This is a genomic window from Tenacibaculum sp. AHE14PA (genome assembly GCF_019278465.1).
In the GTDB taxonomy this organism is placed as follows: Bacteria; Bacteroidota; Bacteroidia; order Flavobacteriales; family Flavobacteriaceae; genus Polaribacter; species Polaribacter bernardetii.
Map to the genome: position 1 here is coordinate 1,926,287 of NZ_CP058983.1, position 18,494 is coordinate 1,944,780.

Sequence of the window (18,494 nt, forward strand, 5' to 3'; positions counted from 1 at the left end):
TTATTAAGACAGCAAATGTAATCCGTTTTCAATTAAAGTACTGTAACTCTTGTTACCTTTCAATTCTTCTAAATGGTTTTTTAATGCTGTTTTTACTTTAAAATCCTTACTTAATGCTAATTCATACAACTCTAAAGATAACAACCAATCATCTTTAAAATCATTTTGCAACTTCGTGAAAATTGTTAAAATATCGTTTTCTAAAACAACATCTTTGTTTCTCATTTCTTTAACCTCATCATATAAGTTATATAATTCTTTTTGAGAAGGAGTATATTCGATTTTAGTTGTTTTTGTTTCAGAAACCTTACCCATATCACCAAAAGAACTTACATCGGCTGGCCCAGAATAAGCCGAAACTAATTCTTTACCAATTGCCATATCATAAACTCCCCATTCTGGCTGAAATAATATTTGATCTTGGTATGTTACCGTACAATCTTTAAAAGATATAATTAAAATTTTACCTCTTAAATCACGAGTTCCAGTAATTATTTTTCCATCAACAACAACACCGCTTTCAAACTCTAATGTTATTGCTTCACCCTCATAAATTCCGTAGGCTTTTAAATCACGCGGACTCATATCTTCAATAGGCAAATTGATTCCTTTTAATTTCCCTACAGGGCTACCAAAACCTTCTGCATGATATATAATTCCGTGACCAATTAACTCTTTATCTCTACTTGCTAAAGCTGTTGGCCCTGCTGTTTGTAAATAAGCTACATTACCCTTACTATCTTCAATAACATTTGTAAAAACACCCGAAACCTGAATACCAGTACTTAATTCAATCGTTCCTAAATTACTAGAATCAATTAATTTCTTAACACCTTTTAATCCACCTGTTCTAAGTGCCATAGAGTTCGCAAACTCATTTAAAACCATACTTAAATAGGCAAAATCTGGAGTTACAAATAACTGTGGTTGTGGTTTTGTAATATCAAAACTTACAGTAGCTGCTTCTATAGAATAGGCCACTTTTTTAACCTCGTCTTTCATACACCACATGCTTTCTCCTATAGATGACAATAAACCCGCACCGTATATTTTAGGATCATCAAGCTTACCAATTAAACCATATTCAACTGTCCACCAATGTAAATTTCTTATTTGTGCCATTTCAGATAATTCCCCCATATTATCTTGCAGCCATTCTACTTTTTCTTGTGCTTCGTTTATTTCTTTTTCAGTTGAGTTCGGATTCTCTTTTAAAATAGATAACAATCTAATCGCTTCATACATTTCATAATCTTTAGATGATGAAATTGCCTTAGAACCTATTTCTCCAAAACGACGTAAATACTCTGAATATTCTGGATTTGCAATAATTGGTGCATGCCCTGCTGCTTCATGAATAATATCTGGTGCTGGAGTATATTCTATATGATTTATGGTTCGCATATCAGAAGCAATCACTAAAACATTATAAGCCTGAAACTCCATAAATGCATTTGGCGGAATAAAACCATCAACCGAAACCGCAGCCCAACCAATATCTTTTAAAATACGGTTCATACCTGCCATGTAAGGAATATCTTCTATAGAAACACCTGTTTTATCTAAGCCCTCTAAATAAGAAGCATGTGCAACTTTACCTAAATAATCAACATTCATACGCATAACATATCGCCAAACCGCTTGGTTTTGGGCCGTATATTCGTGATACGGTTGTTTAACTACAAATTTATGTAAGTGTTTCGGTAACTTTTTAGTCACTTCATTTAGCTCAAAATGAGATTCCATATTATTGTTTGTTTTGCTGGGTAAATTTAAGTTTTTTATAGTTCACAAAAAATCGTAATCCGTTAAATTATATATTTTGTATTTTTACTTTTATCATAAATTTAAAACTATGAGAAATCGCGGAAGTTTAAAAATTAGGCTTTTAATTGGTGTTGCTATTGCTCTATTCGCTTTAGTAAAATATTGTTCTAGCGCAGAAACAAATACTTATACAGGCAAAACACAACATATTTCTATTTCTAAAAAACAAGAAATTGCTATTGGGTTAAGCAGTGCCCCACAAATGACGCAACAACATGGTGGTTTGTATCCTAGTAAAAAATATCAGGACCTAGTAGATAATACTGGTAAGAAATTATTAAAAAATAGTATTGCAAATAAAACTGGATATCCTTTTGATTTTCATTTATTAAAAGATGAAAAAACCATTAATGCTTTTGCTTTACCTGGCGGACAAGTATTTATCACTTTTGCGTTGTTTTCTAAATTAAAAAAAGAAGATCAATTAGCTGGTGTTTTAGGGCATGAGATTGGCCATGTTATTGGTCGTCATTCGGCTGCTCGTATGGCAAAACAAGAATTAACGCAAGGATTACTTTCTGGTGCTTCTGTTGGTTTTGATCCCAGCACTACCGAGGGAATGGCTGCCATAGCAAATGTTGTTAACATGAAATATGGTAGAGATGACGAGCTTGAAAGTGATGATTTAGGTGTAAAATTAATGATAGATGCAGGCTATAACCCTGAAAGTTTAATTGGCGTGATGGAAATTTTAAAACAAGCTGCAGGACCGAATAGAACTCCCGAGTTTCAAAGCACACATCCAGATCCTGAAAACAGAGTCGAAAAAATTAAAGAAGCAATTCGTAAGTACCGTAAATAACTACCAACGTCATTACGAACAAAATGAAGTAATCTTAAGCTTATTTAATTAATATTTACAGGTTGCTTCACACCTCGCAATGATATATTAGAGAATAATTCTGTAACATTTATAATAAAAAAGCTACCTATAAGTATAATCCTAAATTAATAGCTATGAGTTTTGGAGGCGCAGTTTCTAGTATGATTACTAGCATAAAAAACAATAAGAGAAACAGAAAAAATACTTTTGAAAAACTAGAACGATTTCAAAAAGAAAATAACGATCAATTACATTTTAATAATACAGCAACTAAAAAGGAGTTGCAAGAAATAAAAACTCAGTTAAAAAAAGAAAACCTAATCAATATAACTAAAAAAGGACTTTTATTATTAGCTGTAATTCTTTTATTTAGTTACTTATTATTGTGAACAATAAAAAACTGAATCCAAATTAATGGACTCAGTTTATATATATTTAAAAAGCATTGCTTTTATTATTTACCCTGAATAATGTTATAATTAACACCTACACCTACAGATGCTGGTGAAAAATTATCAACCGATAACCCTTGATAATATGCAAAGATATTCCAAGAATCATTATGGTATCCTACCTCTGGTCTATAATAAAACCCACCTGTTTCATCTCCCTCTGTTAAAAAACCATATCCTAAATCTGCTCCTAAAAAGAAGTTTTCAGTTGGGTAATATCTAAATAAACCCGCTAATGGAATAATTCCGAAATCTTCAAATCCATCTTCAGCAAAATAATTTGTATACCCTGTAGAAGCACCTATTGCGAAACTTTCGGTATTTAAAAATTGATATTTTAAATCAAATCCCAATGCAAAATTAGAAACATCTGATACATCTCCTACTGGCACACCACCGTGAACACCTATTTTTAACCAATTTGTTCCCTCCCCTACTTGTGCATTTGCTATTGAAAAACTCGTTATTGCTAGTACTAATAAAATTACTTTCTTCATGTTCTTTGTTTTTAATTACACTGCAAAACTACGTTAGGTTTACACTTTACATTATCTCTTTTAAAAAAAATCTTAACTCAAATGAATTTTACTTTTAACAAACAATCATTATGTGTATTGTAACCAAAAAAAGTAAATTTGTAATATGAACAAGAAAGTAATTTTAATGATACTAGATGGTTGGGGAATCACCCAAAACCCAAAAGTATCTGCCGTATATAATGCTAAAACACCTTTTATAAATTCATTATATGATAAATTCCCTCATGCTGAATTACGCACAGACGGAGAACATGTAGGTTTACCTGAAGGACAAATGGGCAATTCTGAAGTTGGTCACATGAATATAGGCGCTGGTAGAATTGTATATCAAAACCTTGCAAAGATTAACAAAGCTGTTAAAGAAAATACGTTAGCAAAAGAAACAGAACTTCTAAACGCTTTTGCTCACGCTAAAAAACATCATAAAAATGTACATTTTTTAGGCTTGGTTTCTAATGGCGGAATTCATTCACACATTAGTCATTTAAAAGGGTTGCTAACAGCAGCAAATGAACATGAATTAGAAAACGTATTTCTTCATGCTTTTACTGATGGACGAGATTGTGATCCGAAATCGGGGAAATTCTTCATCAATGATATTCAAGAACACATGCAAAAAACTACCGGAGAACTCGCTTCTGTTACTGGTCGTTATTATGCTATGGATCGCGACAATCGTTGGGAAAGAGTTCAACTAGCTTACGATGCTTTGGTAAATGGTAAAGGAAGTTTTTCTTCGGATGCTATAGAAAGTATTCAACAAAGTTATGATGAAAAAATTACTGATGAATTCATAAAGCCAATTATTATGGTTGATGAAAACAAGAAACCGAAAACGACTATAAAAGAAGATGATGTTGTTATTTTCTTCAATTTCAGAACAGATAGAGGTCGTGAACTAACCGAAGCTTTAAACCAAAAAGATTTTCCAGATTTTCAAATGAAAAAACTGCCTTTGTATTTTGTTACCATGACAAACTATTCAGAAGCTTTTAAGGATATCAAAGTGATTTACAACAGTAATAATATTGAAAATACTTTAGGAGAAGTTTTAGCATCCGCAGGAAAAAGTCAAATTAGGATTGCTGAAACGGAGAAGTACCCACACGTAACATTTTTCTTTTCCGGCGGAAGAGAAGAAAAATTTAAAGGAGAAAAGCGCCTATTATGTCCGTCGCCAAAAGTTGCTACGTACGATTTACAACCCGAAATGAGTGCTTATGAAATTCGCGATACCATTGTACCCGAATTACAAAAAGGAGATGTAGATTTTGTATGTTTAAATTTTGCCAACGGCGATATGGTTGGTCATACTGGTATTTTTGATGCGGCTGTAAAAGCTTGTGAAACTGTAGATAATTGTGTGAAAGATGTAATTACAATAGCCTTAGAAAATGAGTACACAACTATTTTAATTGCCGATCATGGTAATTGCGAAACGATGATGAATCCAGACGGAACACCTCATACAGCACACACTACAAATCCGGTTCCTATGATTTTAATCGACAAAGAAATAAAATCAATAAAAAATGGTGTATTGGGTGATATTGCACCAACTATTTTACGACTGATGAATGTAGTAAAACCTAAAGAAATGACCCAAAACTCACTTATTTAAAATATCAATGATGAAAAAAATTATATACACATTAATTACTTTATTTATTCTTTCATGTGCTTCTGTACCTAAAAATCTTGCCACGAAAGATAAAGATGGTAATTTAGTGGGAATTGCAACAAAGAAAGATTTTCAGCAAGAGCCGTACGGATCAGAATGGTTTAATGACTTTTATGGTTATTACGAAACAGATAAAAACACTATTACACAATTAAAACCATACTTAAAAGACATTACCATTAAAGGTTTTATGGGAACTTGGTGTGGCGACAGCCAAAGAGAAATTCCTAATTTTTATAAATTATTAGATCAATCAGAATTTAATTACAAAAATTTAGAATTAATAACTGTTGATCGCACAAAAAAGGCAAACGGACTAGAAGAAGGTTTTAATGTACTTAGAGTACCAACTTTTATCTTTTATAAAGACGGAAAAGAAATTGGTCGTTTTGTAGAACACCCTATAGATGGTAGCTCGATTGAAGAAGATATTTTAAAAATAGTTTCTGGTAAGCCATATACACATCCATATCAAAAATAAACGTAAATTTGCGCCTCAATATTTTTTAAGATGATCATAGCCAAAACTAGAGAAGAAATAGAATTAATGCGCGAAAGTGCTTTAGTAGTATCAAAAACATTAGGAATGCTTGCTAAAGAAGTAAAACCAGGAGTTTCTACTTTATATCTTGATAAACTTGCTGAAGATTTTATTCGTGAGCAAGGAGCTATTCCTGGTTTTTTAGGATTATATGATTTTCCGAATACACTTTGTATGAGTCCGAACTCGCAAGTTGTACACGGAATGCCAAATAAAGAATCTCTTAAAGAAGGAGATATTATATCAATTGATTGTGGCGCTATTAAAAATGGTTTTTACGGAGATCACGCTTACACATTTGCCGTAGGTGAAATTGCTACTGATACTAAAAAATTATTAGACGTAACTAAACAAAGTTTATACGAAGGAATTCGTGAACTTAAGGTAGGTAATCGCGTTGGTGATGTAGGTTTTGCTATTCAGAATTACTGTGAAAAACATGGCTATGGAGTTGTTCGAGAGTTGGTTGGTCATGGTCTAGGACGTGTAATGCACGAAGATCCTGAAATGCCAAATTACGGTCGTAGAGGTCGTGGAAAAAAATTTATTGAAGGTATGGTTGTTGCCATTGAACCAATGACAAACCTAGGAACTCATAAAATATTACAACACGATGATGGTTGGACAATTACTACTTTAGATGGTAAACCATCTGCGCATTTCGAGCATGATATTGCTATCGTTAACGGTAAACCAGAACTATTATCAACCTTTAAATATATTTACGATGCTTTAGGCATTGAAAGTAATGAAGAGGATGAATTTAGAGCGTAAAAACTAAAAAAGCATGAAATTAAAGTACATTATTTTTGTTTTCATTGTAGGAATTATACTAATAACAATTGGCGCTTTATTTAAAGTACTCCATTTAATGTTAGCAGTAGAGTTACTTACAGCTGGAACAATTTTACAAATAATTGCTCTCATTTTATTTATCATAAAATTATTTACCAACAAAAAATTTAAAGACACTTTAAATCAATAATTGAAAGTTTTTAAATCCATATTAAACACCGTTCCAAGACCTTTATTAATTAAAGCAAGTTATTGGGTTCGCCCTATGATTGCTTGGTGGTTAAAAGGCGATAAATTTACCGATCCTATTGATGGAAAATCGTTTCGTAAATTATTACCTTATGGTTATGGCGTGCAACGAGAAAATGCACTTTCTCCTTCTACATTATCTTTAGAAAGACATCGTTTATTGTGGTTGTATTTACAAAATGACACTAATTTTTTTTCTTCGGATAAAAAATTAAAAGTATTACATATTGCGCCTGAACAATGTTTTTTAGACATTTTTAGAAACCAGAAAAACTTAGATTATATTACTTCTGATTTAGAATCGCCAATTGCTGATGTAAAGGCTGATATTTGCGATTTACCTTTTAAAGACAATGAGTTTGATGTGGTGTTTTGCAATCATGTTTTAGAACATATTACGGATGACACCAAAGCAATGCAAGAATTATATCGTGTATTAAATAGCGGCGGATTCGGTATTTTTCAGATTCCGCAAGACTTATCAAGAGAAAAAACTTTTGAAGACGATACTATTACCGATCGTAAAGAACGTGCAAGAATATTCGGTCAATACGATCATGTTCGTGTATATGGTCGCGATTATTTCAACAAACTTCGTTCTATAGGCTTTAAAGTTGATGAAGTTGATTTCACAAAAAAAATCGCTCCAGAAAAACTAGAACGATTTGCTTTAATGAAAGGCGAAATTTTGCCTGTGTGCTTTAAAGGTTAATTCACGAACTCTTTTAATTCATTATTTTCATCATTGTACAATAAAACCACTTTTAGCTCTGGGTGTTTTTGTAAAAATATTTTTGTTTTTTCCAAACCCATTGCTAAAAAAGCAGTTGCATATGCATCTACGTCAGCACAATCTCCTTTTAAACGAACGGAAACACTTAACAAGTTACTCTCGGAAGCCAATCCTGTTTTCGGATTTACGGTATGCACTATTTTTTCTCCTTTTGCATTTACTTTAAATTTTCTATAATTCCCAGAAGTAGCCATTGACTCATCATCTAGCATTATCACTTTCTGAACTGATCGAGTTCCATCTACATTAGGCTTTTCAATAGCAACCTTCCATAATTTTGAATTCTTTTTTCCTCTTGCTCTTATCTCACCTCCTATTTCTATCAAATAATTAGTCACTTTTTTACTTTCTAAAAACCAACCAATAACATCAACACCATATCCTTTAGCAAAAGCATTCACATTAAATTCAATATGATTTGAATCACGATATACTTTACTATTTTTAAGTATTACCTTATCAAAACCAACACCAATCATCAGATTATTGATTTCTTCGGATGATAAATTTTTAATTTCATTACCTGAACCAAAACCATAGGCATTGATTAATTTGCCTATTGTAGGATCAAAATAACCATCCGTCTCTTTATATATTCTTTTCGCTTTATCAAAAACATCTATAAACATAGCATCAACAACAATAGTTGAATCTCCTTTGTTAATTTTAGAAATATCAGAAGTAGGCATATATGTTGATAGTGATTTATTCACCAAATAAAATAAGCTATCAATCGATTTTTGATAATCAACACCGTCTAAATAAGTAATATGATAAGTTGTTCCGAAAACGAAACCTTCTAACTTAACTTCACCAACCCTCTTTTCTTGTTTACAAGCTGTTAATAAAACGATTATTACTGCAGCGGCGGAAAATATTTTTTTAATCATCTTTTTAAATTTGTTGACAAAAATAATCGATTATTACTTCATAAAAGATTGTTAATTCTCTTTTTTGTAACTTCATTTTTATAAATTTGTCTTACTATTACACAAATAACCCTCACACTAAAAAACAATATAAAAATGAAAAAAATATTTTTATTTCTTACAACCGCATTTTTAATAACATCTTGTGCTTCTACCAAAGAATTAGAAGCTATAAAAGCAAAACATGAACAAACAAAAGAAGAGTTGGTAGCTGTAAAAGCGAACTTAACAAAGTGTTTGGTTGAAAAAGAAAGCTGCGAAGACAAAGTTTCTACATTAAAATCATCTGTAGGTGATTTAAAAGCGGATAAACAAAACACACTTCAACAAGTAGAAAACTTGACTGTTTTAACAAAAGGAGCTAATGATAATATTAAAGAAACATTAACTCAATTAAGTAAAAAAGATAAATACATTAATAGAATTAGAGCTGCTGCCTCTAAAAAAGATTCATTAAACTTAGTGGTTGCTTTTCATTTAAAGAAGGAATTACAACAGGGTATTGATGATGAAGATATTCAAGTTAATGTTGAGAAAACAGTGGTTTTCATCTCTATTTCTGATAAATTATTATTCAAAAGCGGAAGCTATACTATTTCAGAGAAAGCTTCAAAAGTTTTAGAAAAAGTAGCTACAGTTGTAAACGGTCAGCCAGAAATGGATGTAATGATTGAAGGGCACACAGATAACACACCAGTATCAAAAGGATCTAGCATCAAAGATAATTGGGGTTTAAGTGTTTTACGTGCAACTTCTATTGTTCGTGAATTACAAAACAAATACAGCGTAGCACCTAGCAGATTAATCGCAGCAGGTAGAGGTAGTTATGTACCTTTAACTACAAACGACACTCCTGAAAATAAAGCAAAAAACAGAAGAACAAAAATCATTATTCTTCCTCGTTTAAATCAATTTTTTGAATTGTTAGAGCAAAAAGCTGAGTAATCACAAACTCTCATAATATTAAAAAGACTACTCTAACGGGTAGTCTTTTTTTATTCAAAAAAAGTAACGTTCTTTGTGTTCTAGAACCAAATTTATCATGCTAAATATTATTTTACCGAAGAGATTTCAACTATTAAAAACATTTAGTTTAACTATTTTATTTTTTGCATTTATAGTTCGATTTGTTTTATACATTTTAGCTTTTAAACACATCGATTTTTCGTTAATAAAACTAATAAAAATATTTTTTATTGGCTTATTTTTCGACATCAATAATCTACTTTATTTAATTAGTATCTATGCAATATACCTACTAATTATTCCTTCAAAATTTCACGGGAGTTTACTCGATAAAATCATTACCAAATTCTCTTACGGACTTTTCTTATTTGTTTTTATTTTTTCTTTTTTAGCTGAAATTCCTTTTTGGGACGAATACCAAAGACGTTATAATTTTATTGCCGTTGATTACCTTTTATACACCTATGAGGTTATTGAAAACATTCATCAATCGTTCCCTTTACCCTTATTGATTGGGATTATTGTTTTAGTATTGGTTTTTAGTATTCGTTTCGCATCAAAGAGAAACGCTTACAAAAACACTTTTAATAATTCCGACACTTTTAAATCGAAGCTTATTCCTACATTAATCATATTAATTAGTTTAGGTTTTTGCCATAACTACATTACAAATAATAATGCAGAAGTATTTACAAGCATCAATGAAAACGAACTCGCTAAATCTGGCATGTATTCATTTTTCGCTGCTTATGAAAGTAATGAACTGGACTATAACGAGTTTTACGCAACACTTCCGAAGAAAAAAACGTACAAATTACTTTCAGAAAACATAAAAGCATCTAACGACAGCTTACTAGCAAAAGATAACATATACCGATATACAAAAAACGACAGCACAGAACTAAAACCTAATGTAATTTTCATAGGCTTAGAAAGTATCAATGCTCGTTTTATGCAAAGCTTTACAAGTACAAAAAACTGGACTCCAACCTTAGATTCACTAGCTAATAATTCAGTATTCTTCACAAGTTTATATGCTACAGGAACAAGAACTATTAGAGGTATTGAAGCTATCAGCTTAGCTATTCCTCCAACACCTGGCCGAAGTATTGTTAAACGCGAAAACAATGATAATTTAGCTACTATTGGTGATGTTTTTAAACAAAAAGGGTATAGCAGAACTTTCTTTTATGGAGGTGATGGTCATTTTGATAATATGACAAATTATTTTAGCTACAACGGATTTGATATTGTTGACAGAAGAAAATCACATCGTTTAAAAGAAGAACTACCTACTAATAGAACACGTATTGAAGATGATGAAATGACTTTTGAAAATGCTTGGGCAGTTTGTGATCAAGATCTTTTTAATAAAGTATTAAAAGTTACTGACGAAAAAGCAAAAAGTAAGCAGCCTTTTTTTAGTTTTATCATGACAAGCTCAAATCACAAACCCTATACATATCCTGATAATGTTGTTGATGTTCCTTCAGGGAAAAACGTAGAAGGAGCCATAAAATATTTAGACAAAAGTTTAAATGAATTCTTAACAAAAGCTAAAACAAAAGCTTGGTATAAAAACACAGTATTTGTTATTATGTCTGATCACTGTGGTTTTAGTGCTGGTAGAACTGAAATAAACGTAAGAAATCATCATATTCCTGCTTTCATTACCAATCTAAAAAACCAAACCCCAATTAAAATAGATAAATTAAGTTCTCAAATAGATATATTTCCAACCCTATTCGGGTATTTAAATTGGTCTTACAACACGAAGTTATTCGGAACAGACATCAATAAAATGCAGCCAGAAGATGAACGCGCATTTATAGGAAATCATCGTAAGGTAGGTTTATTAAAAAAAGAGAAGTTATTACTATTAGAAACCAACAAAAAACATAAATCGTACCGTTGGAATAAAGATAAAAATGAAATCACACCAACAAAAACAGATTCTTTATTCTTAAACGAAACAATCTCCTATTATCAAGCCGCTTTTGACCTATTTAAAAACGGAAAATTAAAAGTTAAAAATTAAACTAACACGCTATTTGTCAATCAAATAATTAACCGTACATTTGCAGACCTTTTTTAAGGATAAATAAATATATTAATAAACAAAAACTAATCGTGTAATTATGAACACATTAAGTTACAAAACGGTATCAGCAAACAAAAACACTGTTAATAAAGAGTGGGTTTTAGTTGATGCGGACGGGCAAACGTTGGGTCGTCTAGCTTCTAAAATAGCAATGCTAATTAGAGGTAAGTACAAGCCAAATTATACTCCTCACGTAGATTGTGGAGACAACGTGGTTGTTATCAACGCAGAAAAAATTGTTTTAACTGGTAAAAAGTGGACTGACAAGTCTTACATCCGTCACACAGGATATCCAGGTGGACAAAGATCATTAACTGCTACAGAAATGTTCGAAAAAGATCCTACAAGATTAATCGAAAAAGCAGTAAAAGGAATGTTACCTAAAAACAAATTAGGTAGTGCATTATACAAAAACTTGTATGCTTATGCAGGTACTGAGCACCAACAAACTGCTCAAAACCCAAAAGCTATTAACCTTAACGATCTTAAATAATGGAAACTGTACACAAAATAGGTAGAAGAAAAACAGCTGTTGCTCGTATTTATCTTTCAGAAGGTAAAGGAAACATTACTGTAAATAAAAAAGAGTACAAAAACTACTTTACAACAGGAACTTTACAATACAAGATCCAACAACCTTTAATGTTAACTGAGAACTTAGAGTCTTATGACATTAAAGTAAATGTATATGGTGGTGGTATTACAGGTCAAGCAGAAGCAATTCGTTTAGCAATTACTAGAGCATTAGTAGCTATTAACGAAGAGCACAGAGCTGTGTTAAAGCCAGAAGGTTTATTAACTCGTGACCCTAGAATGGTTGAACGTAAGAAATTCGGTCAGAAGAAAGCACGTAAGAAATTTCAGTTCTCTAAGCGTTAATATTTATCACTGCTTTGCAAAAAGCTTTGGTTTTGTATTTTCAAAAAGAGACTGTTATAAATTAATTTTTAACAGTTTAGTATCTAAATATTTCAGACTTAATATAACTACTGAAATATTGTGAAAACAGAACGTAAACACATTTTATTAAAATGGCAAATATTCAAGAATTATTAGAAAGTGGAGTGCACTTCGGTCACTTAACTAGAAAATGGAACCCTAACATGGCTCCTTATATTTATACTGAGCGTAATGGTGTTCACATCATCGATTTGTATAAAACATCTGCTAAAATTGATGAAGCTGCATTAGCTTTACAAAAAATAGCAAGCTCTGGTCGTAAGATCTTATTCGTTGCAACTAAAAAGCAAGCGAAAGATATCGTAGCTGAAAGAGCAACAAACATTAACATGCCTTTTATTACTGAGCGTTGGCCAGGTGGTATGTTAACAAACTTCGTAACTATTCGTAAAGCTGTTAAGAAAATGGCTACTATTGATAGAATGAAGCAAGATGGTTCTTTTGATGCATTATCAAAAAGAGAAAAATTACAAATCAACCGTCAGAGAGCTAAATTAGAGAAGAATTTAGGTTCTATTTCTGATATGACTCGTTTACCTGCAGCTGTTTTTGTAATTGATGTAAAAAAAGAGCACATTGCTGTTGCTGAAGCACAAAAATTAAACATTCCAATCTTTGCATTAGTTGATACAAACTCTGATCCAAGACCAGTTGATTTTGTAATTCCTGCAAACGATGATGCTTCAAAATCTATTGATAAAGTATTATCTTATATTACTGATGCTATCAATGAAGGCTTAACTGAAAGAAAAGCTGACAAAGAAAAGACAAAAGTAGAAAAAGCGCCTGCTAAAACAGAAGCTAAAGAAGAAAAAGTAGCTACCGAAGCAGCACCTGCTAAGGAAGAAACTAAATAATTTCAATTTAAAGGTTTCATTAAATTGAAACCTTTAAATTTTTTACAACAATATATTTACAACTAAAAATAACTACAGAAATGTCAGTAAAAATTAGCGCTGCAGACGTAAAAAAATTAAGAGAAACTACCGGAGCTGGTATGATGGATTGTAAAAATGCATTAGTAGAAGCTGAAGGGAACTTTGATAAAGCAATTGATGTTTTACGTAAAAAAGGACAAAAAATAGCTGCTAAAAGAGCAGATAGAGAGTCTACTGAAGGTGTTGCAATCACTAAAATTAGTGATGACAATACTTACGGTGTTGCTATTGTATTAGCATGTGAAACAGATTTCGTATCTAAAAATGATTCATTTAAAGATTTAGCTTCTCAATTTGTTGCTATTGCTTTTAATACTAAAAGTAAAGAAGAATTTTTAGCTGCTGATTTTGGTGGAGTAACTGTTGCTGAGAAGTTAATCGAGCAAACAGGAGTTATCGGTGAAAAAATCGATATTACTTCTTTCGAAAGACTTGAAGCACCTTATGTAGGAGCTTATACTCATATCGGTAAAATTGCTGCTATGGTTGGTTTATCTGAATCTATAGATAAAGCTGCTGAGTTATCAAAAGACTTAGCTATGCAAGCTGCTTCTATGGGAGCAACTTCTTTATCTTACAAAGGTTTTGATCCTGCTTATGTAGAATCTGAAACTGAAGCAAGAATTGCTGCTATCGTAAAAGACAATGAAGAATTAGTTCGTTTAGGTAAAACTTTAAAGAACGTTCCTCAATATGTATCTAGATTACAATTAACTGATGCTGCTTTAGCTAAAGCTGAAGAAGAAGCTAAAGAACAATTAAAATCAGAAGGTAAACCAGAGAAAATTTGGGATAAAATTTTACCAGGAAAAATGGAAAGATTTATTTCTGATAATACAACTTTAGATCAAGAACAATGTTTATTAGATCAAAAGTTTATTAAAGACGAAAAGAAAACTGTTGCAGAATATGTTTCTTCTTTTGGTGACGTAGAAGTTAAAAACTTCGTAAGAATCACTTTAGGATAATTCTTACCAATATCTTTATAATTAAAACCATCCAATTTTTTGGATGGTTTTTTTTATTTTATCAAAATTTAAACTCAAAAAAAAAACGTAGTTTTGCATAACTTTCAACAAAACTATGCAATACAAGAGAATCCTTTTAAAATTAAGTGGCGAATCATTAATGGGAGACCGTCAATACGGTATCGACCCAAAGAGACTTAAAGAATACGCACAAGAAATTAAACAAGTACTAGAAAAAAATGTTGAAATTGCTATCGTTATTGGTGGTGGAAATATTTTTAGAGGAGTGGCTGGTGCTAGTCAAGGTATGGACCGCGTACAAGGTGACCATATGGGAATGTTAGCAACCTGTATTAATGGTTTAGCTTTACAAAGTGCCTTAGAAGACGAAGGAATTCATACGCGCTTACAAACAGCTATTGAAATTAAAGAAATAGCAGAACCTTATATTAAACGTCGTGCAAATCGTCATTTAGAAAAAGGACGCGTGGTTATTTTTGGTGGAGGAACAGGAAATCCTTATTTTACAACTGATACCGCAGCTGTATTAAGAGCAATTGAAGTAAATGCAGATGCAATATTAAAAGGTACACGTGTTGATGGTATTTACAACGTAGATCCTGAAAAAGATAAAGACGCTGTAAAATATGAAAAGATAACATTTAAGGATGTTATTAAAAAAGACTTAAAAGTAATGGATATGACTGCTTTTACTTTAAGTGAAGAAAATAAATTACCTATTATTGTTTTTGATATGAATAAAAAAGGAAATTTACTGAAATTAGTTTCTGGAGAAAAAATTGGAACAATAGTTAATAACGAATAAATTAAAAAAACCTCTTTTTTTAGAGGCATTAAAACGAACAAAATGAACGAAGAGATAGATTTTATTTTAGATTCGGCCAAAGAGGCAATGAACAATGCTATAGCGCATCTAGAAAAAGAATTGCGTACTATTAGAGCTGGTAAAGCTTCACCAGCAATGCTTGCAAACGTACAAGTAGATTATTACGGCTCTGCAACACCTTTAGGACAAGTAGCAAATGTAAGTACTGCAGATGCTAGAACAATTACAGTTCAGCCTTGGGAAAAAAACATGTTACAAGAAATAGAAAAAGCTATTATGCTTGCTAACTTAGGTTTTAACCCTATGAATAACGGTGATAATATTATTATTAACGTACCAGCATTAACAGAAGAGCGCCGTAAAGATTTAGCGAAACAAGCAAAAGCTGAATCTGAACATGCAAAAGTAGGAGTTCGTAATGCGCGTAAAGATGCTAACAACGACATTAAAAAAACTGATATTTCTGATGATGCAAAAAAAGATGCAGAAGCTGAAGTTCAAAAAATAACAGATAGTTTTATTAAAGATATTGATGCTAAAGTATCCGTAAAAGAAAAAGAGATAATGACAGTTTAATTATTTCTAATAAATATTAAAAAAGAGTGTCTTTATGGCACTCTTTTTTTTTCGTTTAATTGGTTCATTTAACATAACTTTGTAAAAAATATTTGAATGACTTTTTGGACTAAAATCGCTGGATTTATATTACGTAACCGATACTTGGTTTTAATTGCTATTGCTATTATTACAGGACTTTTAGTCTCTCAAATGAAATATATGCGCTTCTCTTACACAGAAGCTAATCTACTTCCTAAAGATCACGAAGCAAACATACAATATGATCAGTTTTTAGATATTTTTGGTGAAGAAGGCAATTTAGTTATCTTAGGTGTAAAAGATTCTACAATTTTTACTCCTAGCAAATTTAATGCATGGAACAAGCTTGTAAAAGATCTAGACAGTGTACAACAAGTAGATTTCACTTTATCTATTGCTGATGTTAAAGAATTAAAAGCTGATAGAAAACAACGAAAATTTGTTCTTGAACCACTTTTTGATAAAGCGCCTACCACAAACGAAGAAGTAAATAGAATAAAGAAACAATTATTTGAAAAACTTCCTTTTTACGACAACTTATTATACAACGAACAAGGCACCTTACAAACGGCTATTTATATAAATAAAGATATTGTAAACAAACCAGCAAGAAGAGATTTTATTGTTGAAATTTTAATTCCTACTGTAGAAAAATTTGAGAAAGAACATCAAATAGATGTGCGTTTATCTGGAATGCCATACATACGAACCATAAATTCTCAGAATATAATTGATGAAATGCAGCTCTTTGTATTAGGAGCTTTAGGTATTACAGCTGTTATATTCTTTTTCTTTTTCCGTTCTTTTAGAGCTACCTTCATTACATTATTAGTTGTTGGTATTGGTGTTGTTTGGGCTTTCGGGTTTATTGGTTTATTTAGATATGAAATCACTGTATTATCGGCTTTAATTCCGCCGTTAATTATTGTAATTGGTGTGCCAAATGCTGTTTTTCTTATCAATAAATATCAACAGGAAATAAAAAAACACGGTAACCAAGCAAAGTCATTACAACGTGTAATTTCTAAGATTGGTAATGCTACTTTAATGACAAATATTACAACAGCCTCTGGTTTTGCAACCTTCGTTTTTGTAAAAAGTCAACTACTTAGAGAATTCGGAATTTTAGCTTCAGTAAACATCATCAGTATTTTTATTTTAGCACTTTTAATCGTTCCGATTATATACAGTTTCATGCCTCGCCCTGAAAAAAAACATTTAAATCATCTAGAAAAACAGTGGATGGGAAATGTAGTTGCCTGGATGGAACGTATGGTTAAAAAACAACGAATTACTATATATATTACCACGGTTATTGTAATTATATTAAGTATGATTGGCTTATTTCAAATTCGCGTTTCGGGTAGTTTAATTGAAGATATGCCTAAGGGAATGCAGTTTTATAAAGACATTAAGTTTTTTGAAACTGAGTTTGGCGGAATTATGCCGTTAGAAATTCTGATTGACACTAAAAAAGAAAAAGGTGTGATGAAACTTTCTACCTTAAAAAAGATGGAAAAGTTAAATGAAACCATTGAAACCTTTCCTGAGTTATCAAAACCTATTTCTATCACCAATTTAGTTAAATACTCTAAGCAAGCATACTATAAAGGAAATCCGAAATATTATCAATTACCAACGAGTCAGGAAAAAGCATATATTTTCGCTTACACCAAAAACTCTGACAGTAATTCGGGCATGCTGAAAAACTTTGTAGATAGCACTGGGCGTTATGCGCGTATTACAACTTTCATGAAAGATGTTGGTACCGATAAAATGGACATTATTCAGGACCGCCTAAATGCCGTTATTAAAAAACAATTTCCTGAAGAAAAATTTACTGTTTCTATGACAGGGAAAGCATTGGTTTTCTTAAAAGGAACAAATTACTTAATTAAGAACTTAGTAATTTCTTTATCCCTTGCTATACTATTGATTTCTATTTTTATGGCGTGGATGTTCCGTTCTTACAAAATGATTTTTATATCATTAATACCAAACATGCTTCCGTTATTAATTACGGCTGGTTTAATGGGTTTCTTTAGCATCCCTATAAAACCATCAACAATTTTAGTTTTCAGTATAGCCTTTGGTATTTCGGTAGACGATACAATTCACTTTTTAGCAAAATACAGACAAGAATTACTTGCTAATAATTGGAAAGTAAAACCTGCTGTTTACTCTGCATTACAAGAAACCGGTGTAAGTATGTTTTATACATCAATCGTATTATTCTTTGGTTTCTTAGTTTTTACACTTTCTAGTTTCGGGGGCACAATTGCTTTGGGTGGTTTAGTTTCAGTTACGTTACTATTAGCAATGGTATCTAACTTGTTATTACTACCTTCTCTCCTATTATCTTTCGAAAAGAAAATAGCAAACAAAAAGGTCTTAAAAGAAACTAACTTTAAAATTTTACCACCAAAAGAAGAAGACTAAAAGTTTCTCTGCATTTTAAATATCTAGATTGCTCAATTCTTTGTAATAA

At 31.5% G+C, this 18,494-nt stretch carries 19 protein-coding genes; 16 read left to right on the plus strand and 3 right to left on the minus strand.

Features of this window, described 5'->3' with window-relative positions; genetic code table 11:
* Positions 1 to 3: 3 nt before the first annotated feature.
* The gene (locus H0I30_RS08855; RefSeq protein WP_218771505.1) at positions 4 to 1,746 is read right to left on the minus strand and encodes an aromatic amino acid hydroxylase; all 1,743 of its coding nucleotides are present in this window, start codon (positions 1,744 to 1,746) and stop codon (positions 4 to 6) included.
* 109 nt (positions 1,747 to 1,855) lie between these two features.
* On the opposite strand from H0I30_RS08855, the gene H0I30_RS08860 reads away from it, so the two are divergent.
* Both H0I30_RS08860 and H0I30_RS08865 read left to right on the plus strand, forming a co-directional pair.
* The gene (locus tag H0I30_RS08860; protein WP_218771506.1) at positions 1,856 to 2,629 is read left to right on the plus strand and encodes a M48 family metalloprotease; all 774 of its coding nucleotides are present in this window, start codon (positions 1,856 to 1,858) and stop codon (positions 2,627 to 2,629) included.
* 155 nt (positions 2,630 to 2,784) lie between these two features.
* Entirely contained in the window at positions 2,785 to 3,039 is a 255-nt protein-coding gene (locus H0I30_RS08865) for a hypothetical protein (protein WP_218771507.1), read from the plus strand.
* A gap of 65 nt (positions 3,040 to 3,104) precedes the next feature.
* On the opposite strand, the gene H0I30_RS08870 is transcribed toward H0I30_RS08865, so the two are convergent.
* Positions 3,105 to 3,599 (minus strand): hypothetical protein, encoded by a 495-nt coding sequence (locus H0I30_RS08870; protein WP_218771508.1) that lies wholly within the window; start codon positions 3,597 to 3,599, stop codon positions 3,105 to 3,107.
* A 145-nt stretch (positions 3,600 to 3,744) separates the two neighbouring features.
* Here H0I30_RS08870 and gpmI point away from each other — a divergent pair, with 145 nt between their 5' ends.
* Genes gpmI through H0I30_RS08895 form a run of 5 tightly spaced genes read left to right on the plus strand, consistent with a single transcriptional unit; the run spans position 3,745 to position 7,619 of the window.
* Positions 3,745 to 5,262: a 2,3-bisphosphoglycerate-independent phosphoglycerate mutase gene (gene gpmI / locus H0I30_RS08875; protein WP_218771509.1), complete on the plus strand. Its 1,518-nt coding sequence runs from the start codon at positions 3,745 to 3,747 to the stop codon at positions 5,260 to 5,262.
* Between the two features lie 10 nt (positions 5,263 to 5,272).
* Positions 5,273 to 5,803, plus strand: coding sequence for a thioredoxin family protein (locus H0I30_RS08880; protein ID WP_218771510.1), 531 nt, complete (start codon positions 5,273 to 5,275; stop codon positions 5,801 to 5,803).
* A gap of 30 nt (positions 5,804 to 5,833) precedes the next feature.
* Entirely contained in the window at positions 5,834 to 6,637 is an 804-nt protein-coding gene (gene map / locus H0I30_RS08885; protein ID WP_218771511.1) for a type I methionyl aminopeptidase, read from the plus strand.
* A 13-nt stretch (positions 6,638 to 6,650) separates the two neighbouring features.
* Positions 6,651 to 6,848, plus strand: coding sequence for a gliding motility protein GldL (locus H0I30_RS08890; RefSeq protein WP_218771512.1), 198 nt, complete (start codon positions 6,651 to 6,653; stop codon positions 6,846 to 6,848).
* Positions 6,849 to 7,619: a class I SAM-dependent methyltransferase gene (locus tag H0I30_RS08895; RefSeq protein ID WP_218771513.1), complete on the plus strand. Its 771-nt coding sequence runs from the start codon at positions 6,849 to 6,851 to the stop codon at positions 7,617 to 7,619.
* Here the strand turns inward: H0I30_RS08895 and H0I30_RS08900 are convergent.
* Entirely contained in the window at positions 7,616 to 8,590 is a 975-nt protein-coding gene (locus tag H0I30_RS08900) for an FAD:protein FMN transferase (protein ID WP_218771514.1), read from the minus strand. The genes H0I30_RS08895 and H0I30_RS08900 overlap by 4 nt on opposite strands.
* Before the next feature lie 135 nt (positions 8,591 to 8,725).
* Here H0I30_RS08900 and H0I30_RS08905 point away from each other — a divergent pair, with 135 nt between their 5' ends.
* From H0I30_RS08905 to H0I30_RS08945, 9 genes are all read left to right on the plus strand, one after another.
* Positions 8,726 to 9,574: a flagellar motor protein MotB gene (locus H0I30_RS08905; RefSeq protein WP_218771515.1), complete on the plus strand. Its 849-nt coding sequence runs from the start codon at positions 8,726 to 8,728 to the stop codon at positions 9,572 to 9,574.
* 97 nt (positions 9,575 to 9,671) lie between these two features.
* The gene (locus H0I30_RS08910) at positions 9,672 to 11,633 is read left to right on the plus strand and encodes an LTA synthase family protein (RefSeq protein ID WP_218771516.1); all 1,962 of its coding nucleotides are present in this window, start codon (positions 9,672 to 9,674) and stop codon (positions 11,631 to 11,633) included.
* 100 nt (positions 11,634 to 11,733) lie between these two features.
* Positions 11,734 to 12,189 carry a 50S ribosomal protein L13 gene (gene rplM / locus H0I30_RS08915; RefSeq protein WP_028888421.1) on the plus strand — a complete coding sequence of 152 codons (456 nt, stop codon included), beginning with the start codon at positions 11,734 to 11,736 and terminating at the stop codon, positions 12,187 to 12,189.
* Positions 12,189 to 12,575 carry a 30S ribosomal protein S9 gene (gene rpsI / locus H0I30_RS08920; protein WP_028888420.1) on the plus strand — a complete coding sequence of 129 codons (387 nt, stop codon included), beginning with the start codon at positions 12,189 to 12,191 and terminating at the stop codon, positions 12,573 to 12,575. Before rplM ends, rpsI begins: the two co-directional genes overlap by 1 nt.
* A 152-nt stretch (positions 12,576 to 12,727) precedes the next feature.
* Positions 12,728 to 13,513 (plus strand): 30S ribosomal protein S2, encoded by a 786-nt coding sequence (rpsB, locus tag H0I30_RS08925; protein WP_218771517.1) that lies wholly within the window; start codon positions 12,728 to 12,730, stop codon positions 13,511 to 13,513.
* Between the two features lie 80 nt (positions 13,514 to 13,593).
* The gene (gene tsf, locus H0I30_RS08930; protein ID WP_218771518.1) at positions 13,594 to 14,562 is read left to right on the plus strand and encodes a translation elongation factor Ts; all 969 of its coding nucleotides are present in this window, start codon (positions 13,594 to 13,596) and stop codon (positions 14,560 to 14,562) included.
* Between the two features lie 115 nt (positions 14,563 to 14,677).
* Positions 14,678 to 15,388, plus strand: a complete 711-nt coding sequence (gene pyrH / locus H0I30_RS08935; protein WP_218771519.1) for a UMP kinase — start codon at positions 14,678 to 14,680, stop codon at positions 15,386 to 15,388.
* A 42-nt stretch (positions 15,389 to 15,430) separates the two neighbouring features.
* Positions 15,431 to 15,985, plus strand: coding sequence for a ribosome recycling factor (frr, locus tag H0I30_RS08940; RefSeq protein WP_218771520.1), 555 nt, complete (start codon positions 15,431 to 15,433; stop codon positions 15,983 to 15,985).
* A 96-nt stretch (positions 15,986 to 16,081) separates the two neighbouring features.
* Entirely contained in the window at positions 16,082 to 18,445 is a 2,364-nt protein-coding gene (locus H0I30_RS08945; protein ID WP_218771521.1) for an RND family transporter, read from the plus strand.
* Positions 18,446 to 18,494: the final 49 nt, after the last annotated feature.

What these genes read in the sequence shown, in the direction of transcription:
- H0I30_RS08855 (WP_218771505.1), bottom strand. Translation starts at nt 1,746, where the DNA reads ATGGAATCTCATTTTGAGCTAAATGAAGTGACTAAAAAGTTACCGAAA.
- H0I30_RS08860 (WP_218771506.1), top strand. Translation starts at nt 1,856, where the DNA reads ATGAGAAATCGCGGAAGTTTAAAAATTAGGCTTTTAATTGGTGTTGCT.
- H0I30_RS08865 (WP_218771507.1), top strand. Translation starts at nt 2,785, where the DNA reads ATGAGTTTTGGAGGCGCAGTTTCTAGTATGATTACTAGCATAAAAAAC.
- H0I30_RS08870 (WP_218771508.1), bottom strand. Translation starts at nt 3,599, where the DNA reads ATGAAGAAAGTAATTTTATTAGTACTAGCAATAACGAGTTTTTCAATA.
- gpmI (WP_218771509.1), top strand. Translation starts at nt 3,745, where the DNA reads ATGAACAAGAAAGTAATTTTAATGATACTAGATGGTTGGGGAATCACC.
- H0I30_RS08880 (WP_218771510.1), top strand. Translation starts at nt 5,273, where the DNA reads ATGAAAAAAATTATATACACATTAATTACTTTATTTATTCTTTCATGT.
- map (WP_218771511.1), top strand. Translation starts at nt 5,834, where the DNA reads ATGATCATAGCCAAAACTAGAGAAGAAATAGAATTAATGCGCGAAAGT.
- H0I30_RS08890 (WP_218771512.1), top strand. Translation starts at nt 6,651, where the DNA reads ATGAAATTAAAGTACATTATTTTTGTTTTCATTGTAGGAATTATACTA.
- H0I30_RS08900 (WP_218771514.1), bottom strand. Translation starts at nt 8,590, where the DNA reads ATGATTAAAAAAATATTTTCCGCCGCTGCAGTAATAATCGTTTTATTA.
- H0I30_RS08905 (WP_218771515.1), top strand. Translation starts at nt 8,726, where the DNA reads ATGAAAAAAATATTTTTATTTCTTACAACCGCATTTTTAATAACATCT.
- H0I30_RS08910 (WP_218771516.1), top strand. Translation starts at nt 9,672, where the DNA reads ATGCTAAATATTATTTTACCGAAGAGATTTCAACTATTAAAAACATTT.
- rplM (WP_028888421.1), top strand. Translation starts at nt 11,734, where the DNA reads ATGAACACATTAAGTTACAAAACGGTATCAGCAAACAAAAACACTGTT.
- rpsI (WP_028888420.1), top strand. Translation starts at nt 12,189, where the DNA reads ATGGAAACTGTACACAAAATAGGTAGAAGAAAAACAGCTGTTGCTCGT.
- rpsB (WP_218771517.1), top strand. Translation starts at nt 12,728, where the DNA reads ATGGCAAATATTCAAGAATTATTAGAAAGTGGAGTGCACTTCGGTCAC.
- tsf (WP_218771518.1), top strand. Translation starts at nt 13,594, where the DNA reads ATGTCAGTAAAAATTAGCGCTGCAGACGTAAAAAAATTAAGAGAAACT.
- pyrH (WP_218771519.1), top strand. Translation starts at nt 14,678, where the DNA reads ATGCAATACAAGAGAATCCTTTTAAAATTAAGTGGCGAATCATTAATG.
- frr (WP_218771520.1), top strand. Translation starts at nt 15,431, where the DNA reads ATGAACGAAGAGATAGATTTTATTTTAGATTCGGCCAAAGAGGCAATG.
- H0I30_RS08945 (WP_218771521.1), top strand. Translation starts at nt 16,082, where the DNA reads ATGACTTTTTGGACTAAAATCGCTGGATTTATATTACGTAACCGATAC.